General features: G+C 34.8%; 18 protein-coding genes. 13 read left to right on the top strand and 5 right to left on the bottom strand.

Features of this window, described 5'->3' with window-relative positions; genetic code table 11:
• The first annotated feature begins 8 nt into the window (after window positions 1-8).
• From B5440_RS10170 to B5440_RS10225, 12 genes are all read left to right on the top strand, one after another.
• Window positions 9-230, top strand: a complete 222-nt coding sequence (locus B5440_RS10170) for an integrase core domain-containing protein (protein ID WP_079711126.1) — start codon at window positions 9-11, stop codon at window positions 228-230.
• Window positions 231-276: 46 nt separating this feature from the next.
• Window positions 277-855, top strand: a complete 579-nt coding sequence (locus B5440_RS10175) for a hypothetical protein (RefSeq protein ID WP_079711119.1) — start codon at window positions 277-279, stop codon at window positions 853-855.
• Window positions 852-1,901 (top strand): glycosyltransferase family 2 protein, encoded by a 1,050-nt coding sequence (locus B5440_RS10180; protein ID WP_070053513.1) that lies wholly within the window; start codon window positions 852-854, stop codon window positions 1,899-1,901. The genes B5440_RS10175 and B5440_RS10180 overlap by 4 nt, the downstream gene beginning before the upstream one ends.
• Window positions 1,902-2,213: 312 nt before the next feature.
• A complete protein-coding gene (locus B5440_RS10185) occupies window positions 2,214-3,179 on the top strand; it encodes a beta-1,6-N-acetylglucosaminyltransferase (RefSeq protein ID WP_157823638.1) in 966 nt (321 codons plus the stop codon).
• A gap of 57 nt (window positions 3,180-3,236) precedes the next feature.
• Window positions 3,237-4,310, top strand: coding sequence for a glycosyltransferase (locus tag B5440_RS10190; protein ID WP_070053515.1), 1,074 nt, complete (start codon window positions 3,237-3,239; stop codon window positions 4,308-4,310).
• A gap of 107 nt (window positions 4,311-4,417) precedes the next feature.
• Window positions 4,418-5,239, top strand: coding sequence for a polysaccharide deacetylase family protein (locus B5440_RS10195; protein ID WP_200805510.1), 822 nt, complete (start codon window positions 4,418-4,420; stop codon window positions 5,237-5,239).
• A 70-nt stretch (window positions 5,240-5,309) separates the two neighbouring features.
• Entirely contained in the window at window positions 5,310-6,416 is a 1,107-nt protein-coding gene (locus B5440_RS10200) for a glycosyltransferase family 4 protein (protein WP_079711121.1), read from the top strand.
• An 11-nt stretch (window positions 6,417-6,427) separates the two neighbouring features.
• Window positions 6,428-8,326, top strand: coding sequence for an asparagine synthase (glutamine-hydrolyzing) (gene asnB / locus B5440_RS10205; RefSeq protein WP_070053518.1), 1,899 nt, complete (start codon window positions 6,428-6,430; stop codon window positions 8,324-8,326).
• A gap of 76 nt (window positions 8,327-8,402) precedes the next feature.
• Window positions 8,403-8,879, top strand: coding sequence for a PssD/Cps14F family polysaccharide biosynthesis glycosyltransferase (gene pssD / locus B5440_RS10210; RefSeq protein WP_070053519.1), 477 nt, complete (start codon window positions 8,403-8,405; stop codon window positions 8,877-8,879).
• A gap of 23 nt (window positions 8,880-8,902) precedes the next feature.
• Entirely contained in the window at window positions 8,903-9,382 is a 480-nt protein-coding gene (pssE, locus tag B5440_RS10215; protein ID WP_070053520.1) for a PssE/Cps14G family polysaccharide biosynthesis glycosyltransferase, read from the top strand.
• 31 nt (window positions 9,383-9,413) lie between these two features.
• On the top strand, window positions 9,414-10,421 hold the full coding sequence (locus B5440_RS10220) for a Gfo/Idh/MocA family protein (protein ID WP_070053521.1): 1,008 nt from the start codon (window positions 9,414-9,416) through the stop codon (window positions 10,419-10,421).
• A gap of 7 nt (window positions 10,422-10,428) precedes the next feature.
• Entirely contained in the window at window positions 10,429-11,298 is an 870-nt protein-coding gene (locus B5440_RS10225) for an aldo-keto reductase family protein (protein WP_070053522.1), read from the top strand.
• Between the two features lie 58 nt (window positions 11,299-11,356).
• Here B5440_RS10225 and B5440_RS10230 read toward each other — a convergent pair whose 3' ends face one another.
• From B5440_RS10230 to katG, 5 genes are all read right to left on the bottom strand, one after another.
• Window positions 11,357-12,211 (bottom strand): polysaccharide lyase family 20 protein, encoded by an 855-nt coding sequence (locus tag B5440_RS10230; RefSeq protein WP_070053523.1) that lies wholly within the window; start codon window positions 12,209-12,211, stop codon window positions 11,357-11,359.
• 359 nt (window positions 12,212-12,570) lie between these two features.
• A complete protein-coding gene (locus tag B5440_RS10235) occupies window positions 12,571-13,734 on the bottom strand; it encodes a heparin lyase I family protein (protein WP_070053524.1) in 1,164 nt (387 codons plus the stop codon).
• Between the two features lie 152 nt (window positions 13,735-13,886).
• Window positions 13,887-14,402 carry a hypothetical protein gene (locus B5440_RS10240; protein WP_070053525.1) on the bottom strand — a complete coding sequence of 172 codons (516 nt, stop codon included), beginning with the start codon at window positions 14,400-14,402 and terminating at the stop codon, window positions 13,887-13,889.
• A 475-nt stretch (window positions 14,403-14,877) separates the two neighbouring features.
• On the bottom strand, window positions 14,878-15,375 hold the full coding sequence (locus tag B5440_RS10245) for a hypothetical protein (RefSeq protein WP_070053526.1): 498 nt from the start codon (window positions 15,373-15,375) through the stop codon (window positions 14,878-14,880).
• Between the two features lie 324 nt (window positions 15,376-15,699).
• Entirely contained in the window at window positions 15,700-17,955 is a 2,256-nt protein-coding gene (katG, locus tag B5440_RS10250) for a catalase/peroxidase HPI (protein WP_070053527.1), read from the bottom strand.
• Between the two features lie 252 nt (window positions 17,956-18,207).
• Here katG and B5440_RS10255 point away from each other — a divergent pair, with 252 nt between their 5' ends.
• Window positions 18,208-18,861, top strand: coding sequence for a PIG-L deacetylase family protein (locus tag B5440_RS10255; RefSeq protein WP_070053528.1), 654 nt, complete (start codon window positions 18,208-18,210; stop codon window positions 18,859-18,861).
• Window positions 18,862-18,863: the final 2 nt, after the last annotated feature.

Below are 18,863 nucleotides of genomic sequence, written 5' to 3' on the forward strand. Positions count from 1 at the left end.
AGTTAAGTATGGATGGTAAAGGAAGAGCTATCGATAATGTTTTTATAGAACGCTTATGGAGAAGTGTGAAATACGAAAACATCTATCTCAATCCTCCGGAATCCGGGGTAGGTTTATACAGGCAACTCCGGGACTACTTTGATTTTTACAACCATAGGAGAAGGCACCAGGGAATAGAAAATGAAATACCTATCAACCGATATTTAAAACAAGAAAGAAATGCTGCTTAAAAAATAAAAAATAGAACTTAATTTAGCAGCTAAGCTGTCCTAACAAATGGGGGTTCTTCAGATATTTGGTTCTTTCTTAGCGCTCATAGTATTCTTACAGAATGTTCAACATCCAATTATTGAGGGGCTTATTGATTCTACGCGTAGTGATGCCCGGTTAGGTACTAACTATATTCGTGTACTGGCAGGGGAATATTTTTTAAGCGATTTCTCTCCGAATTTGGTAACTCAACTTCTAGGAAATGGAGTGCCATATTTTGGAGTTTCTAATTTTGGCCTATATGTAGATAGTTTAGGAGTAAGTCAGGAATACTTTTTATCTGATGTTGGGATTATAGCGGTCTATGTAATGTTTGGCGTGCTCGCAATTCTGGCCTACTTGCTTATTTTTATAAAAAGTTTCATAATTCCGCTTCCAGAGAAATTTCAATACTTAAAATATTATTTGTGGTTTATGCTACTAACCAGTTTAACCTGGTATACCACTTACCACTATCATTATTTAATTATTACGGTTTATGTTCTTTATATGTATCAAGCTGTCTATTTAGAGCAAGAGGAGAATAAACTCCAACTGCAAGAGTCTGAGAAAGAATTAGACAGAGAAATCATCGTTTCCGAATGAGAAGGCCTATATTAACTGTAGCCATGCCTACGTATAATGCAGAAAAGTATATTAGTGATGCTATTGATAGTGTTCTTAATCAAACATTCGAAGATTTTGAATTACTAATAATTAATGATGGATCATTAGACCATACCTTAGAAATAATTTCTTCTTATAAAGACACACGAATTAGGCTGATTGATCTTGAAAAGAATAAAGGGATAGCTCATTGTCGTAATCTTGCTTTACAAGAAGCCCGCGGCGAATTTATTGCCTGGACAGATAGCGATGATCTCAATGAACCTACAAGATTTGAAAAACAAATATATTTTCTGCAACATAACCCAGGTTTTGGGGGGTGTGGCACCTGGCTTTCAAGGTTTAAAGGCTCTAAAACTTATTATGTAACAAAAGCTTATAGGAATCCAGAAAAGATAAAAGCAGCACTTTTATTTAAACCGGCCAGTATTCCAAATGCTACTGCAATGTTGAGATTATCAGAAATAAGAAAGTATGGATTGAGATATGATGAAAGCCTTCAAATAAGTGAAGATTATGATTTTATATTTAATTGCTCAAGGCATTTGAAATTTTCTAATATCCAGGAAGTTTTATACCGCTATAGAGATTCGGATACAAGTATTATGAAACCTTTTGAAGCCCAGGAAGAGCAGACCTTTAATATTTTAAAAACAGTTTATAAAAAAGCTTTAGCCAGCTTAGATATTATAGCAACTGAAAAGGAATTACGCCTTCACCACGATATTTGTTCAAGCAGAATTTTTACTCAATTTTCTGAATATGAAGCGTGCTATTATTGGTTGGAAAGTTTAAAGCTAAGAAACGATTCAAAAAGAGTTTACAGCAATAAAGTATTCAATCATATTATTACAGAACAATTCTTTTTTCTCTCTAAGAAAGCCTCTTCTTTTGGGTTAAAAACTTTAGTATTTTTTATTCGAAAATCTTTAAAAAATAAATGGTTAATAAATCCCAGAGACTATTCTAAGCTGGCAGTTAGATGCGCCTTGAAATATGATAAGTTTGAATTTAAGCTAACGTAAAAATTCATAAAAACATCCTGTTTTAAGGGGAATATTAGTCTTGTAGATATCATTGTAGTTGTCAACTTTTTTGATGAAAATCCTTTTCTATATCAAATTTTCCAGGGAATAGATGATTCATGCTGGCTTGCTTCTTTTTGTTTAAACTCTATTAAAAAAACAGAAGATTAGATGTGCTAGAGTAAGTGGATAACTGGAAAAATTGAATAATCATTATTTAATCAACTAGTTACGAGATAATTTTGGGTCTCTAATATTGAAAAAAATAGTGCAGTACACTATGAATAAATAAACACAGTAAAATTACTGAAAGTGGTTATCAATTATTTAATACTTGCTCATAAGAACCCGGAACAGTTATACCGATTAATAACTCGACTGGATTCTAATAATGTGAATTTTTTTATTCATATAGATAAAGCAGTTGATATTTCTACTTTTAGTACAGGTTTGTCTGGTTTAAGCAATGTTTATTTTCTTAAAGATAAATACCGGTTGATTACTCCCTGGAGTGATATTAATGGCTGTAAGGTCCTAATCACCTTATTACGTATGGTCTATGAAAAGGTGAAAACAAATGCATATTGTATATTTTTATCTGGCCAGGATTACCCGCTTAAGGATAATATTTATATCTATAATTATTTAAAAACCCATTATGGGAAAAATTTTATTTCTTTAAATCAAATAACTAATATTTGGCCGGAATGGAGGACGAGACTAGAGCGTTATAACTTTCATTTTCCTAATAACCAACGTGTTTTCAAAGGTATTTTTCCATTAGCTGATAAGCGGTGTTTTACCACTGGGAATTTAAAGAATTCCTTTTACATAGCTAAACGCCTGGGATTAGCCAAAGTTCTCCAAACCTTCTTTAAGCCTAAGAGATTTCACCCATCCCACATTGAGCCGGTTGGAGGCTCAGCTTTTTGGGCGCTTCCTATAGAAACGGTAGATGAATTACTGGTGTACATAAATAAACATCCTGAATTTTTAGATTATCATGAGTATACCCACGTACCCGATGAGATTTTATTTCATAGTATCGTAAATCTACTAAAGCAGCCTCATGAAATTGCAGAAAGCACTACTTATACTAATTGGGAAAGGAAAAGGGAAGACGATAGTGGTCCTGTTATGTTTCAAACCCAGGAAGATTTGGAAGAGTTATTGGCTTTGGATGATCATTACCTATTTGCCAGGAAATTTGATACCGGATTAGGTAGTTTTATTTTAGATGAACTGGACAAGAAAACCAACTTTCAATCCCAATCCTAATTGATTAGAATTAAAAAGCTGGAGAAACCTTGTGATATTTAAAAAGTTCAATTTATTGTGAGAAACAAAAAGAGGGTACTTATAACGGCGTCGGATCAATTTGGATATTCTACCACTTTATTTAAATATTGCCAATACTCAACTTCAATATTCGATATTACCTACATAGGTTGGGATTATAATTTACCCAAAATAGAGTTAGCTGGCGTTAGGGTGAAATACGTTAGCAGAGAGGGTAACCTTTTAAAGAGAAACGTGGGTTTACTAAGAGCATTTCATAAGGAAATTTCGCTTGGTTACGACCTTATATTTTTAACATATGTAAGAGGAATTTCTTTGATCAAACTTTTAAATCCGCATTCCAATTTTCTAATGTACATAGATACATTTGGGGTTATGCCTAACGCATCGAAACGTTTTATATATGATGCAATATTGAAATTTGAAGTTTCATTTTTTTCAAATGTTGCCGTTATAAGTGAAGGCTTAGCCAGGCGTTTGGGAAGAAAAAAATATAAGATGCTTCCTCTTGGTGGCGAATGTTTCAATACTGAAATCAAATCATTCGAACAACTGGAATTATTATATGTAGGAACCTTAGATAACAGGAATATGATTGATTGTGTGAAAGGGTTTCACAAATATCTTCAGAAACAAAAAATAAATGAAAGGCGAACCATTTTTAGGATTATTGGAGATGGACCCAACAATGAATTGGAAGAAATTAAGGATTACGTAAAAACTAATAATTTGTCAGATAACATGGAGGTACTGGGCTATTTACCCCAAGACCAATTGAGTCCTTTTTTTAAAAGTGCCAATATTGGGGTGTGCTATGTTCCTATGTTTTCTTATTATGATTATCAAACTCCAACAAAACTTTTTGAATACTTAATTTCCGGCTTACCTGTAATTGCTACAAGAACAAGCGAAAATGAAAAAATAATTGAGCCCTGGGCCGGAGTTATAGTCGAAGATAATCCCGATTCTTTCTGTGAAGGTCTTTGTCGGCTTCAGGAGCAAAAGTCAACATTTAGCAGCACTCGGATAAGAAATGAGTATAATAAGCATACCTGGAAACAAGTAGTTGGGTCTTATTTTATTCCGCTGCTAAATTCCTCAATTAACTAATGCGGCTTTCGCGCATGCTATTTTAAGATGCAGTGAAGAACAAAATCAGGAATATCAATGCAAAGATCATTTCTTTCCTTTTTATAACTCTTGGACTTTCTAGACAAGTGAAAAGGAAAGCATTGCGCGGAGATTTCATACTATCTATATACTTTCACTCTCCAGAAGGAGCGCTATTTGAATTTTGTATAAAATGGCTAAAGAAGAATGGTTTTCATTTCCTTTCAGAAAAAGATATTGTAGCGATAGCGAAAAATGTAGTTCCTTTTCCACAGGGCGGAGTTCTCTTAACGGTAGATGATGGTTGGCTAAGCAATGAAAAGAATGTTATTGCAATAGCAGAGAAACACAAGGTACCGGTTACCCTCTTTATTGCAACCCATGCCATTGAACACGGGAATTATTGGTGGCCATATGTAGCGAAAGCTCAAGAATTGAGAATGGGTTTTCCCTCTATTGCAGAATTAAAAACCTATCCAAACAAAGAGCGCGAAAAAATATTGACGAAAGTCAAAACCAAAGTTACTTTAGAAAGACAGGCATTAAGCCTCAAGCAACTTAAAAAAGCAGCAAATTCAGCATATATTACAATAGGTGCACATACGGTACACCACCCAATATTGACTAATTGTGAAGACAAGGAAGCTTATTTAGAAATAAAAGAATCTAAAGAAAAAATTGAATCCTGGCTAAATACTAAAGTGGGTTCTTTTGCTTATCCAAATGGAGATTATTCCAAAAGAGAAATCGAATATTTAAAACAATTAGATTTTTTGTCAGCTTATACCACAGAGCCCGATTATCTAACCAAAGAGAGGCTTAAAAAAATATATCAGTTACCTCGTTTCTGTATTTATGAAGGTGTCTCAAAACCAGAAGCAATTTGCAGGATGACAGGAATATGGCAACGATTTTTTAAAGGATCTTAATAAAAAATAAACCATCCTGAAATTTATAATTCTTAATCAGAACAACGTACTAAAATAATAAGGAAAAGCTGTGAATGTACTACATCTAGAACGCAAATTTCCCGGTAACACTGAAACTTTTATTGTTAATCAGATAAATGCCCTGCCAAATTATAAGCATTCAGTCTTTACAGTAGATTTTCTGAATTCATTGCCTTCCATAGCCAAAGTATACCATCCGCGTAGCGTTCCATTTTTATCAGATAAAATTTTAAGGAATAATCAGGTTGCTTATTTTAAAGAGCAGTTGGATATTATAAAACCAGACATAGTTCATGCGCATTTTATCACAGATGCCTGTGTATTTCGTGAAATCACTAAGAATTTGAATATCCCTAAAATTTGTTCTTGTTATGGTTATGATGTATCTGTTGTACCGGTAAAATTCAAATACTTCTATAAACATTTCTATAAACCTGTTATCGAAGAATACGATTTATTTTTAGCAATGACAGAGGAAATGAAAAATGACTTGATGAACATGGGGTTCCCGGAAAGTAAGATTAAGGTGCACTATCACGGTATTGATACCCAAAAATTTGATTCTATCAGAAATTATGAATTGATCAAGGGAGAAATGAAAATTTTAACCATAGCAAGTCTTTTGGAGGTTAAAGGCCATGAAACTGTATTACGGGCATTATCCCTTATTAAGAATGAAAATCCGCATCTTAAATTTCATTACGACATTGTTGGTGGAGGTAAACTCAAGAAAACCCTTACCCAAATGACTTATGATCTAGGAATAGCCGAAAATATTACATTTCACGGTTACTTAAATCATAGTGAGAATATGAAGTCATTAATACAGCATGCAAATGTATTTGTTCATCCAAGTGCATTAACAAAACAGAATGACAAGGAAGGTATTCCCGGTGCTATTGTGGAAGCTATGGCAAGTGGATTACCGGTAATATCTACATATCACGGAGGTATACCATTTGTTATTAATGATAAGAAAACAGGTTTTTTGATCAAGGAAAAAGATGATAGGGCAATGGCAGAGCTTCTTATTAAGCTTTATGATTATGATCTTAGAAAAGAAGTGGGAGAACAGGCTAAAATGTATGCCCGCGAATTTTTAGACCTATACAAAAAAGCCAGGGATTTAGAAGAAATATATAAATCATTAATTTAAAAATAACAACTATGTGCGGAATAGCAGGGGCAATAAATGCTGAATTAACTAAAGACTCCCTCAATCTGATAAACCATAGAGGGCCGGATTTTCAAGATTTTGTTATTGAAAATATGGGAAGCAATTCTGTGTTTTTAGGGCATACAAGATTATCTATTCTAGATTTGAGTCCTACGGGCAATCAGCCAATGAAATCAAAATGTGGTCAATACACATTGATTTTCAACGGGGAGATTTATAACCATTTGGAACTCCGTAAAAAATTGACATCCGTAGTCTTCAAAGGAACCTCAGATACAGAAACCATTCTTTATTATTTGATGAAATTCGGAATAGACGGTGTTCGTGATTTTAACGGAATTTTTGCGTTGGCGCTACTTGATAAAAAGGAGGAAAAAATGTATTTGGCCAGGGATATGTTTGGGGTGAAACCATTGTACTACTATCAAAAAGGCAAAACCTTGCTGTTTGCTTCGGAACTTAAAATAATAAAGGAAAACCCTGCTTATGAGAAGGCTATAGACCTTGATGCTTTGAATACTTTTTTAGCGTTTCGTTATAACCCTGCACCCAAAACTATTTTTAAAGGCATTAAAAAACTAGAAGCTGCCAGTTATTTAGTACTGGATAAGAACTTAAATAGTACCCAAATAGATTTCTGGCCCAGAAAACAAAAAATAAACCATACTATTAGTGAAGCTGAAGCCGTAGACCAATATAGTTTTTTATTTGAACAGGCCATTAAGAGGCAGGCTTTGAGTGACGTACCCATAGGAGTGTTGCTAAGTGGCGGACTAGATTCTGCAATGGTAGCCCTTATGTTAGCTAAACATACAGATAAGCAGTTAAAAACCTTTACCGTAGGTTTTCAGGGAAAGGGGAATTTTAATGAACTTGATGATGCTCGAGAAACTGCGAAATTTATTAAATCTGATCACTATGATATCTTCATGAATATTGAGCAGTTTCTGGAAACTTTTTCAATGTCTTACTATCATACAGAAGAGCCCATTGCAGCAGCTACAATTCCACCTTTATACCATGTTTCAAAATTAGCCCATGAACATGTAAAAGTGGTGATGAGTGGTCAAGGTGCAGATGAGCCTATGGCAGGTTATAAAAGATACCGTGGAGAAAAGATTATTGGTGATTATGGTAAAATACTTAATATCTTGCCCTTAAATGCAATACAAAAACTTTTTCCCGCTAACATAGCGTTAGAAAGAGGTATTTATTCCTCCAGGTTCAAAATCGAGATAGATCGGTTTGTCGCTATTTTTACATTATTTACTCCAGAATTAAAACAAAAACTTTTCAAACCAGAAATAGCGGCCGTTGCTTTTTCAGAACAAAGAGAACTATTCGATAAAATATTGGCAAATTCAGATCCGGAAGCAAATTCTCTTAATCGTCTCTTATATTTGGATACGAGAAGTTTATTGCCTGATAGTTTATTGCTTTTTAACGATAAGATAACTATGGCACATTCTATTGAAAATAGGGTGCCATTTTTAGATATGGATCTAGTTGCTTTTATTGAGAGTCTTCCTATAAAATATAAGTTGAATGGAAAAATTACAAAATACGTTCAACGCAAAGCGGCGGCAAATTTTTTACCAGGCAATATCATTAATAGAAAGAAAAAAGCTTTTGAAACACCAATAGGAATATGGTTCAAACAAGAACTGGGCAATACGCTGATAGAATTGATTGAAAGACCCAATTCTTTAAGCCGGGAATACTTTAATATCTCTTTTATTAAAAATATGATAGGCCTTCACAAGAATAAAAAACGAGATTATGAAAAGCATTTATTCATTTTATTGTCTTTAGAATATTGGTATCAAAATTTTTATTCGGAAAACTTTAGTGATGTAGTATTGGAGAATGCAAATTATATATCCAAATAATTTTTTTGAAAACTGAAACAAATTTTTTTAGAAGAATAAAAATCACCAAATGGGTTTATAGAAATATTCAAGCGTAATGAAAAAAAAGAAAATCATCCTTATATGTTCTGATGGGGGCCATCTTGCCCAGATTTTAGAGTTAAAAGATATGTTTTTGACCTACGATTACCTTATTGTTACAGAAGAATCTCCAGCTACGCTTCCTCTAAAGGAGAAGTATAATATTAAATATCTAAAAGGTAGGTCCAAAGGGCAAAAAAGAAATTTATCATTTATTTATAGCCTGATAGTGAATGCTTTTCTATCCCTAAAAATTTTAATTCAGCATTTTCCTAAAGCCATTATAACTACCGGCAGCCATACTGCGATTCCTATGTGTTTTTTAGGGAAGATATCAGGAGCAAAGATTATTTGGATTCTTAGCTATGCCAGGATAAATTCAAGGGCTTTTTCAGCCGATATAATTTATCCGTTCGCTGATAAATTTATTGTACAATGGCCTGGGGTACAAAAACTTTATAAGAAAGCTATCTACCTAGGCGGTATCTATTAACTATTCATATTAATACATTTATCATGATTATAGTATTGTTAGGAACCTTTCCAACGGCATTTGAAAGACCTCTTATTGAAATTGATAGACTTTGCAAGGAAGGCCTAATAACCGAGGAAGTGATTGTTCAGAGTGGACATACTCAATTCGATTCGGAATATCTAAAAATGAGACCCTTTATTGCTCCAGATGAGCTAACCGAATTGTATAGGCAAGCTCGTGTAGTAATTACCCAGGCTGGAACCGGTTCTCTTATTAAAGGAATGAAACTGAATAAAAGAATAATAGCTATTCCCCGACTAGCTAAATATGGAGAGGTGGTAGACGATCATCAGGAAGAAATTCTGCATGAGTTTACAAAACAGAATTATATACTACCCTGGACCGAGGATGTAGCTTTAGAAGAGGTGTTACACAAAATTGATGATTTTGAACCATCACCTTATGTTTCTACTAAACAGAACATAATAAATCATTTAGAAGGTTATATCAATTCCTTATAAAACATTTTTAATTTCAAATATTTAAAAACTTATGGTTAAAGTCGGCTTAATAGGTGCTGGAAAAATGGGAATATCTCATTTATCAATTTTAGGGGCCCATCCAGATGTACAGGTAGTTGGTGTATGTGATACATCTAAACTTGTTCTTAGTGCACTGGAAAAATATAGTAAGTTTAAATGTTATACTGATTATCTTAAGATGGTAGAAAAGGAAAAGCCAGATGCGGTATTTGTGGCTACTCCTACTAAATTTCATTTTGATTTTGTAAAAGAACTTTTAGCAAGGAATATTCATGTTTTTGTTGAAAAACCATTCTGTCTTACAGAAGAACAGGGAATGGAACTGACTTCTATGACATCAGAGAGAAATTTAGTGAATCAGGTAGGATATCATAACAAATTTGTAGGCACTTTTAGAGAAGTGAAAAAGTTAGTAAAAGATGGGGCTATAGGAGAAGTTAATCATTTTATGGGAGAGGCTTACGGCCCTGTGGTTACTAAGAAAAAAGAAGGAACCTGGCGTTCTAATCCTTCTGAAGGTGGTGGGTGTTTAATGGATTACGCATCTCACGTAATAGATCTTATTAATGATATTCTTTCCCCAATTACGGCTTCTAAAGGCAGTATCCTAAAATCTATATATTCCAAAAGGGTAGATGATGCAGTATATTCTCTACTAGAACTTTCTGATAAAACTACCGGTATGCTTTCTGTAAATTGGAGTGATGAGACCTATAGAAAAATGTCCACTTCAATTACTATAAATGGAGATAAGGGTAAAATTATTTCAGATGCAAATGAACTGAAGGTATACTTTAAAGAAGATCATTGTCCAGAAGGTTATTCTAAAGGCTGGAACGTGAAATACGTAACAGATTTGACCCCTCAGGTAGATTTTTATCTAAGAGGAGAAGAGTACTCGGCACAGGTTGATTATTTTATAAATGCCGTTATCGGAAATGTTCCGAATAACATAAACAATTTTCAAAGTGCCTGGCTTACCGATAGAGCTATTTCAATAATAAAGAATCAAAAGTAAAAATAGGATGGAAAGAATATTATACGGAGACAATCAGTTTTTTGCGGTTAATCATATCTCCGACGCAAAATCTATGGCTCAGTCTATTAAATTTAAAAGTGATGAAGCTATTATAAGAACTTTAGATTATGCTATTGAAGCTGGTATTAATACCTTCATGTGTACCACTCATGATAGGATAGCGAGGATATGTAATGTGATAAGAGCAAATCCCGGTAAATATAAAGACTTCAAAATCTATCCCTGTATGCCTTACGCTCACAAATATGCAAACGCAGTAACCGAATTAGGAATACAAGGTACAATTAAACAATATGTTCCCGGAAACCTTTTTGGCACTATGTTTAAAGGAGGAATGGCAGTTGTATCTAAAGACTTTCTAAAGATTATGGAGCTTCTTATAGATGCTGAAATGAAAATGTTTAAAGGGATTAATACTCCGGTAATTTTTCTTCAAAATGTAATTACAGATTTACTTCTGGGCTTAGGAATGGTAGAGGTATTGAAAGGTTTTCACGATTATATCTTGAAAAAGTATTATGCTGAACCCGGATTTATAACCATGAATATGCCCAAGCTATTGGATACACTTGAAGGGGCAGGAATAAATAATCCTATTATTTGCTTTTCGATGAATAAGGTAAATTTCAGAATGTCTGGGGGAAAGGATCTATATGAAGAAACGCTGAAAACGCGAAAATTAAGAGCTATCACAATGCAAGTTTTAGGTGGCGGAGCAATTCCTCCTAAAGAAGCTTTAGAATATATCTCCAAATTGCCGAATGTGGAATCTATTCTTTTTGGAGCTTCCTCAAAAGCTAATATTGAGAATACAGTTCATAATATTAGAAATTTTGATAAGGAAAAAATCAGCTGAATTTTTATTAAACAAATACCGCCAGATATGTCTTAATTAAAGTGGAGAAATTATTAAACTAATATGCGCCAGGTTTTACCTCATCATAACTGCTGTTTTCGTTACCGACTCTAACTTCATCATAATAAATTACTTTTTGGGAAGAAGCGCTTCCCCAATTCCATTTATAAACACCAAATTTGAAATACGGATACGCATCATCATTATAAGAATTGGGCATATTTTGTCTGTCAATAACCTTTTCACCATTCATCCATACTTCCAGTATCCCGGTGTTGGTGTGGGAGTATTTGATATGTACAACCCAATCAATCCATTCGTTTTTTGGGATGGGTCCCAGGTCTAAGTATTCCAAACCATCAGAGTAACCACTGTCCATAATTTTATCAGCATCCCACCTGGCCATCCATTTAATTCTACCATCACCAGTTAGTAAAGTATTTGAAGGACTTCTATCTACATGCTCGCCTTCATCTGCCTGGTCATGCCATTGCCCAATTACCTCTCCTGTAGAGCCTGATGTATAGGAGTCTGGGAAATATTGGGAAAAGCCATACCATCCTTCTTCGCATGCTGTACTTTGTGCCTGGGACATTTCAGTTCTATGGCCGCCCCATATTTTAGGATCACTCTTATTAATCTCGAACCGGCCTGCTGTTGTTCCTTCTCTTTTTATACTTTCTTCTAGTTGAAAGCTATGATCTGTAGCATGCTCTAAATAAAAATCGCCAGCTTGTGGGTCATCCTTCAGATCGGGGTTTTCGAAAGTTTCTACTAAGATTAAATTTTTGGTATTCCGCTCTTCTAAAGGAGGTTCAGGAGTGGTTTGAAACTGTTTCTCTTCCACAGCATAATGATAGTTTCCAGAGAAAGCAGAAGTTGAAAAAAGTAATATGTAAAGGATATATTTCATTATACTATAAATATAAGAATTGTTATTAATTCTTATGATCCTAATAATATAAACTGTAACATTTAAAATCCTTATAGGACTAGTTTACTCTACCTCACCGTAAATACTGTTTGCGGAAACAATCCTGGCTACATCATAGAAGTTCGTCTTTGGTAAGTAGGGGTTTTCAATCCCAGTTAGAAATCCAAATTACCAATGTGCCTAATAAAAAAGCTCAGATACAAATTTTTATCGACCTTACTATAATAAGTGTTTTTGGGTAAATTTAATTGGAAGTATTTAGGTTCGCAAAAACCGGTACTGTGAAAATCAGTACCGGTTTTTCGAACCATTATAATATGTTGATTAATTATATCGGGTTATTGCGCTTCTTTGGATACGATTTCTACCAGCTCGTATTTAATAGAAGAGCCACCTAAAGGAGTATTTTCCGCTTCTGTTTTTTTTACTTCGAGCCCGTATACAAAACCGGGTTCATAAGTGAAACCTTCAATGCTGTTTGAAAAGTAGAAATTTTCCCAGTTTTCTGTACCTATCATATTACCTTCTTGAACAAGCAAGCAGGTTCCTTCCATTTCTCCAACGCAACTTACAGTATAGCTGTTTACCATCATGTTAATCTTAGATTCTGGCAGTACTACTTCTTCCGAACCTCTAGGTTTTACCTCATCATAACTGCTATTTTCGGTACCGATTCTAACTTCATCATAATAAATTACTTTTTGGGAAGAAGCGCTTCCCCAATTCCATTTATAAACACCAAATTTGAAATACGGATACGCATCATCATTATAAGAATTGGGCATATTTTGTCTGTCAATAACCTTTTCACCATTCATCCACACTTCCAGTATCCCGGTGTTGGTGTGGGAGTACTTGATATGTACAACCCAATCAATCCATTCGTTTTTCGGGATAGGTCCCAGATCTATATATTCCAGCCCATCAGAGTAACCACTGTCCATTATTTTATCAGCGTCCCATCTGGCCATCCATTTAATTCTACCATCACCAGTTAGTAAAGTATTTGAAGGACTTCTATCTACATGCTCACCTTCATCTGCCTGGTCATGCCATTGCCCAATTACCTCTCCGGTAGAACCTGATTTATAGGAGTCGGGGAAATATTGTGAAAAGCCATACCATCCTTCTGCACGTGCTGTACTTTGTGCCTGGGACATTTCAGTTCTGTGGCCTCCCCATATTTTAGAATCACTTTTTTTAATCTCAAATCTACCTGCCTGTGAGCCTTCTTTTACAATATTTTCCTCGATATTGAAGCTGTGATTTTCAGCGTGTTCTAGGTAAAAATCGCCAGCTTGTGGATTATTATTAAGATCGGGATTTTCAAAGGTTTCTGTGTAAATTAAATTAGCTGGATCTCTGTTTAAAGCCGGCTCAGATTCTAAATTCATAGATTCCGGGGTGTCAGAGGAAGTGGGTTGTTGCTCTAATATAGCATCCTCATTATCTGGAGAACAAGCAAATATTGCTAAAAGTAATATATAAAAGAATTTTTTCATTATAATAAAATTTAATTATTGTTATTTATTTTGTTAATAGTAAGCAGTGAAAATTGCATTGTTTGTATTGAATTTTTTCGCTAAGAGCGTATAGTTGTTATTCGGCGAACGTGGAGATTTTGTAAAAAGTAATATGTAAAGGAATGTTTTCATTATAATATGATATAAGAATTGTTAGCTATTTTTCTAATAATACCACCGGTATAAACTTCATCGTTTCCAATGCTACTATAACCACCCGTCTTACCGTTGATTATAACAATTGAAGTTTCGTTTACTGTTAAGGTAGTATCGTGTGCCTCCAAATTGACCTCTCCAACTTGCATTGCTGAAAATCCAAAATTTATGGTAAAAGTAGTATCTACCTCTTCCTGGGGATAGATTTCGGGTGCACCACTTAAACTCCAGTATTCTCCATCAAAATCATAGGCGACATTGATATCCCAACCTTTTGGAGATCCAGTTGTGGCAATTTCCTCCTCATAATGAGATGAATAATAAATCTGGCCTATGGAATAGGACAGACTTCCCTCTGCGCTAGAAATATTAACGCCGGCTACATTAATTGAGGAGTGTAAGTTTTTAGTTTTGGAGTTTTTCTTTTGTGACTTCTGGCATTGGCATAGTAGGGGCGTTAGTACAAAAAGTACTGGAATAAAGAATTTCATATGAGTGTAGGGATAGGGGCATTCAACTATATTTTTTTGTGAATAATTTTGTCGCGAAACTAATTATTAGAATCGATAAAACAAGCAATTCAATCGTCTAAGAACACTCTTAAGGTCTAAAAATCAATTTTTTATGAAATTTGTAAGAGAATACTTATAAATTGATATGGTAGATAATAGTCAATATTATGCCAAGAAGATAAGCCTTATCTTCAATAAATGGAGACGTAGTAATTATAGGCTAAATGCGAATAATTTTTAATCAGCAGGTTAAAGTCTCGAGTGCGAAAAGAATAATAATTGTGTAGATTTTTGAACTTAACCGTGCATAATATCCCCACAAAATTTAAAAGTCTTATATCGCTTTTGAAGAAACATCTTACACCAAAAGGTAGTTTGTGCCCTTAGAAAGACTTTCAAATTTTTGATATTTTAAAAGAAGAAATAGAAAAAAGAAAGTTACTGGTGTGAAAGATTAAAATAAACCTTCAAAACTTTTTAAATCAGAATTAAACCTATAAATAAGTTTCTCCTCATTTTCTGAGTTGTAACACCTGTCCAGTAGGATCATACCCAACCGCTTACCTTCATACTCGAGGATAAAATCAAAGGGATAATCTTCGTGAAAAATTTTATTGCATTTTTCCAGGGCTATAGAAAGTTTTATCGAATCAAGGGGTAATTCTAATTTTTTAGAGAGAACGGTTTTTATAATTTGAGTAGGGGATATAGTTTTCTCGTCTTCCAGAATACTACTTATACTTGAATTTGCGGATTGAGGTAAACTTTGGGGTTTAGAAACCAATCTTTTCCAAAATGCAGTTAGATTGCTAAAATTACTTTTGGTTTTGCTACCGGATTTTGGGAAATCTATAGGTAATTTATCCTTTTGAGTTTGCAGAAGCAAATCATCATCATTAAGTAAAGAAGAGTAGGGGGTAGATTTATCTACCATTTGGGGGTCGAATTTCATTGTTTTTTATCTCTTTTCAAATAAGAATATACAAAAAAATAGCAATATTAATTTATTTTATGATTATTAATGAAATTACGAATTTTTTTTAAACAGTTCCTCGTATTTTTTTATACTCAAGAAAGTTGTTTGAAATTCATACAATTATTGATAAATAATAAATAGCAATTAAAACATGCACCAGGCAAATTTAAATTAATTTGATATGAAATGACCTGGAATATTTATTATAAAATAAAAATATTTTGAATTAGGTTGTACATCTATAAAAAAAGCAGCCATACTTTCTGGCTGCTTTTAAACTATAGGGCTTTTTACTTTATGTTATTTAAGATCAAACCTATCGAGGTCCATTACTTTCTCCCAGGCTTTCACAAAATCCTTTATAAATTTTTCTTCTGAATTTCGGGTTCCATAAACTTCAGCTAAAGCTCTGAGTTCTGAATTTGATCCAAAAATAAGATCGACTCTGCTTCCTGTCCATTTTACTTCATTAGTAGAGCGATCTCTACCTTCAAATTCGGTTTGAGAATCTGAAGTTGCTTTCCAGGTAGTTTTCATATCAAGAATATTCTTAAAGAAATCATTGGTAAGCTGTCCCGGTCTATCTGTGAAAACACCGCGTTTTGATCCGTCAAAGTTAGTATTCAAAACCCGCATTCCACCAACTAGTACCGTCATTTCTGGCGGAGTTAAAGTGAGTAATTGTGCTTTATCTACAAGCATTTCTTCAGCCGAAGCAGATATATTATCCCTGTTCCTCGCATAATTACGGAAACCATCTGCATTTGGTTCAAGGGGTTCAAAAGCTTCTGAATCTGTTTGCTCTGCCGTAGCATCTGAGCGTCCCGGTGTAAATGCCACGCCAACTTCGTGACCTGCATCTGCAGCGGCTTTCTTAACCCCTACACAGCCTCCAAGTACAATAAGATCTGCCAGAGAAACTTTTTTGTTTCCTGATTGGGCTTCATTGAATTCCTTTTGAATATTTTCAAGCTTGGTTAATACTTCCTGTAATTGTGGTGGATTGTTAACTTCCCAGTGCCTTTGTGGTTCTAAACGAATACGCGCACCGTTGGCGCCTCCACGTTTATCTGAACCTCTAAAGGTAGAAGCTGAAGCCCAGGCAGTAGAAACTAATTGTGAAACCGTTAATCCAGAATTAAGGATCTTTTCCTTTAGTTCTTTAACGTCATTCTCATTTACTATTTCGTGGTCTACTTTAGGAATAGGATCTTGCCAGATAAGTTCTTCTGATGGTACTTCTGGCCCCAAATATCTGGAAATTGGTCCCATATCACGATGCGTTAATTTATACCAGGCCCTGGAAAAAGCATCTGCAAATTCCTCTGGGTTTTCGTGAAAATGTTTTGAAATTTTTAAATACTCAGCATCTTCTTTTAAAGCCAGATCTGTGGTTAGCATAAATGGCGCGTGTTTTTTTGAAGGATCGTGCGCATCTGGTACAGTTCCTGCACCGGCACCGTCTTTTGGTCTCCATTGGTATGCACCTCCGGGACCTTTATGACATTCCCAGTCAAATCCAAATAGGTTGTCAAAAAAGCTATTGCTCCATTTTGTTGGTGTTTGTGTCCAGGCACCTTCAATTCCGCTGGTGATTGTATTTTCTGCATTTCCGCTTCCAAAACTGTTCTTCCACCCGAGTCCCATTTCTTCAATTCCTGCTCCTGCCGGTTCTGCACCAACATATTCATCAGCATCAGCAGCACCGTGTGTTTTTCCGAAGGTATGTCCGCCGGCAATTAGTGCCACCGTTTCGTAGTCATTCATTGCCATACGGCCAAAAGTTTCTCGAATATCTTTGGCAGCACCAATAAGATCTGGTTCTCCATTAGGACCTTCTGGATTTACATAAATAAGGCCCATATGTGAAGCTCCTAGTGGATTTTCCAGGTCACCCTCTTTTTGGTACCGTTCTTTATTTCCTAACCATTCGCCTTCAGAACCCCAATAGATATCTTCTTCTGGTTCCCAAATATCCTCACGGCCGCCGGCAAAACCAAAAGTCTTAAGTCCCATAGATTCAAGGGAAACATTTCCGGCAAGAATCATTAGATCTGCCCAGGATATTTTATTACCGTATTTTTCCTTAATTGGCCAAAGAAGTAAGCGTGCTTTATCCAGGTTGGCATTATCTGGCCAGGAGTTTAAAGGAGCAAATCTTTGCGAACCAGAACCTGCACCGCCGCGACCATCACCAATACGATATGTACCCGCACTATGCCAGGCCATTCGGATAAAAAACGGCCCATAATGGCCATAATCTGCCGGCCACCAATCCTGGCTATTGGTCATTAGGTCATTTAAATCTTTTTTTACTGCAGCAAGATCAAGACTTTTAAAAGCTTCAGCATAATTAAAATCTTCATCCATTGGATTAGATAAATTAGAATGCTGTTTTAATATTTTCAGGTTTAAAGCGTTTGGCCACCAATCTCTATTGGTAGTTCCCATTCCAGCAGTTTTTTCAAGTGCTCCCCCCATAAATGGGCATCTACTGGATTCGTTTACGTCCCATACTTTATGATTATCAGGATTCTTTGATTGATTGTTTTCCATAATTGAAGAGTTTTAGTGGTTTAATATTCTAAAAATACTATAATTTTTTCTTATAGGTTTTTAACTTTTATACTAAATAACTATAGTGATTAGGCAAAAACTATGGAGGTATAAATCCATGATTTCGTAAATAGTTAAAAGTGTGATTATTATAGTTTGCACCCCCCATTTTTATCGATTAAAATAGACTAACTTTAAGTGATTTCAACTCAGTTAGAAATAATCGATTGAGGTTTTAAAATAAATTTTCAATTGGGGACTGGAAATATTTTATCGGATAGAAATGCAGTTGTTATCGTAGCGCACCCAGATGATGAAACATTATGGTGTGGCGGTACTATCTTAACTCATTCTTTATTCAACTGGTTTGTGATCTCTCTTTCCCGTGGGGATGATCCCGAAAGAGCCCCAAAATTCTATCGGTGCCTAAAAATTTTAAACGCTACCGGTGTTATGGATACTTTAGATGATGGGCCTGAACAAACTCCCTTAGCTATAGAAGTAATAAAGAAAGGAATTCTGGATTTATTACCTGAATTAAATTTTGATTTGATCATAACACATAACCCTACGGGAGAATATACCCGGCATTTAAGACACGAAGAAGTAAGCCGCGCTGTGCTTGAGTTATGGTACGAAAAGAAGATTTCTACAAAGGAACTTTGGACTTTCGCTTATGAAGACGGAAAAAAAGAATATTTCCCGAGAGCCGAAGAAAAAGCTTATCAATTTCCGTTACCGGAAAAAATATGGAAACAAAAGTATGCTCTTATTACCGAAACCTACGGATTTCCACCTGGCGGTTTTGAAGCTAAAACGACACCTAAAATAGAGGCTTACTGGAAATTTAAGAATCCAGGAAAGGCTTATGATTGGTTACAACAAGGTGGTAGATTAAAACAATAATA

It is taken from the genome of Salegentibacter salarius (assembly GCF_900168265.1).
Taxonomy (GTDB): Bacteria; Bacteroidota; Bacteroidia; order Flavobacteriales; family Flavobacteriaceae; genus Salegentibacter; species Salegentibacter salarius.

Bases quoted from the DNA above. Each gene is read 5' to 3' on its own strand.
- B5440_RS10170 (WP_079711126.1), top strand. From the start codon at position 9: ATGGATGGTAAAGGAAGAGCTATCGATAATGTTTTTATAGAACGCTTA.
- B5440_RS10175 (WP_079711119.1), top strand. From the start codon at position 277: ATGGGGGTTCTTCAGATATTTGGTTCTTTCTTAGCGCTCATAGTATTC.
- B5440_RS10180 (WP_070053513.1), top strand. From the start codon at position 852: ATGAGAAGGCCTATATTAACTGTAGCCATGCCTACGTATAATGCAGAA.
- asnB (WP_070053518.1), top strand. From the start codon at position 6,428: ATGTGCGGAATAGCAGGGGCAATAAATGCTGAATTAACTAAAGACTCC.
- pssD (WP_070053519.1), top strand. From the start codon at position 8,403: ATGAAAAAAAAGAAAATCATCCTTATATGTTCTGATGGGGGCCATCTT.
- pssE (WP_070053520.1), top strand. From the start codon at position 8,903: ATGATTATAGTATTGTTAGGAACCTTTCCAACGGCATTTGAAAGACCT.
- B5440_RS10220 (WP_070053521.1), top strand. From the start codon at position 9,414: ATGGTTAAAGTCGGCTTAATAGGTGCTGGAAAAATGGGAATATCTCAT.
- B5440_RS10225 (WP_070053522.1), top strand. From the start codon at position 10,429: ATGGAAAGAATATTATACGGAGACAATCAGTTTTTTGCGGTTAATCAT.
- B5440_RS10230 (WP_070053523.1), bottom strand. From the start codon at position 12,211: ATGAAATATATCCTTTACATATTACTTTTTTCAACTTCTGCTTTCTCT.
- B5440_RS10235 (WP_070053524.1), bottom strand. From the start codon at position 13,734: ATGAAAAAATTCTTTTATATATTACTTTTAGCAATATTTGCTTGTTCT.
- B5440_RS10240 (WP_070053525.1), bottom strand. From the start codon at position 14,402: ATGAAATTCTTTATTCCAGTACTTTTTGTACTAACGCCCCTACTATGC.
- B5440_RS10245 (WP_070053526.1), bottom strand. From the start codon at position 15,375: ATGAAATTCGACCCCCAAATGGTAGATAAATCTACCCCCTACTCTTCT.
- katG (WP_070053527.1), bottom strand. From the start codon at position 17,955: ATGGAAAACAATCAATCAAAGAATCCTGATAATCATAAAGTATGGGAC.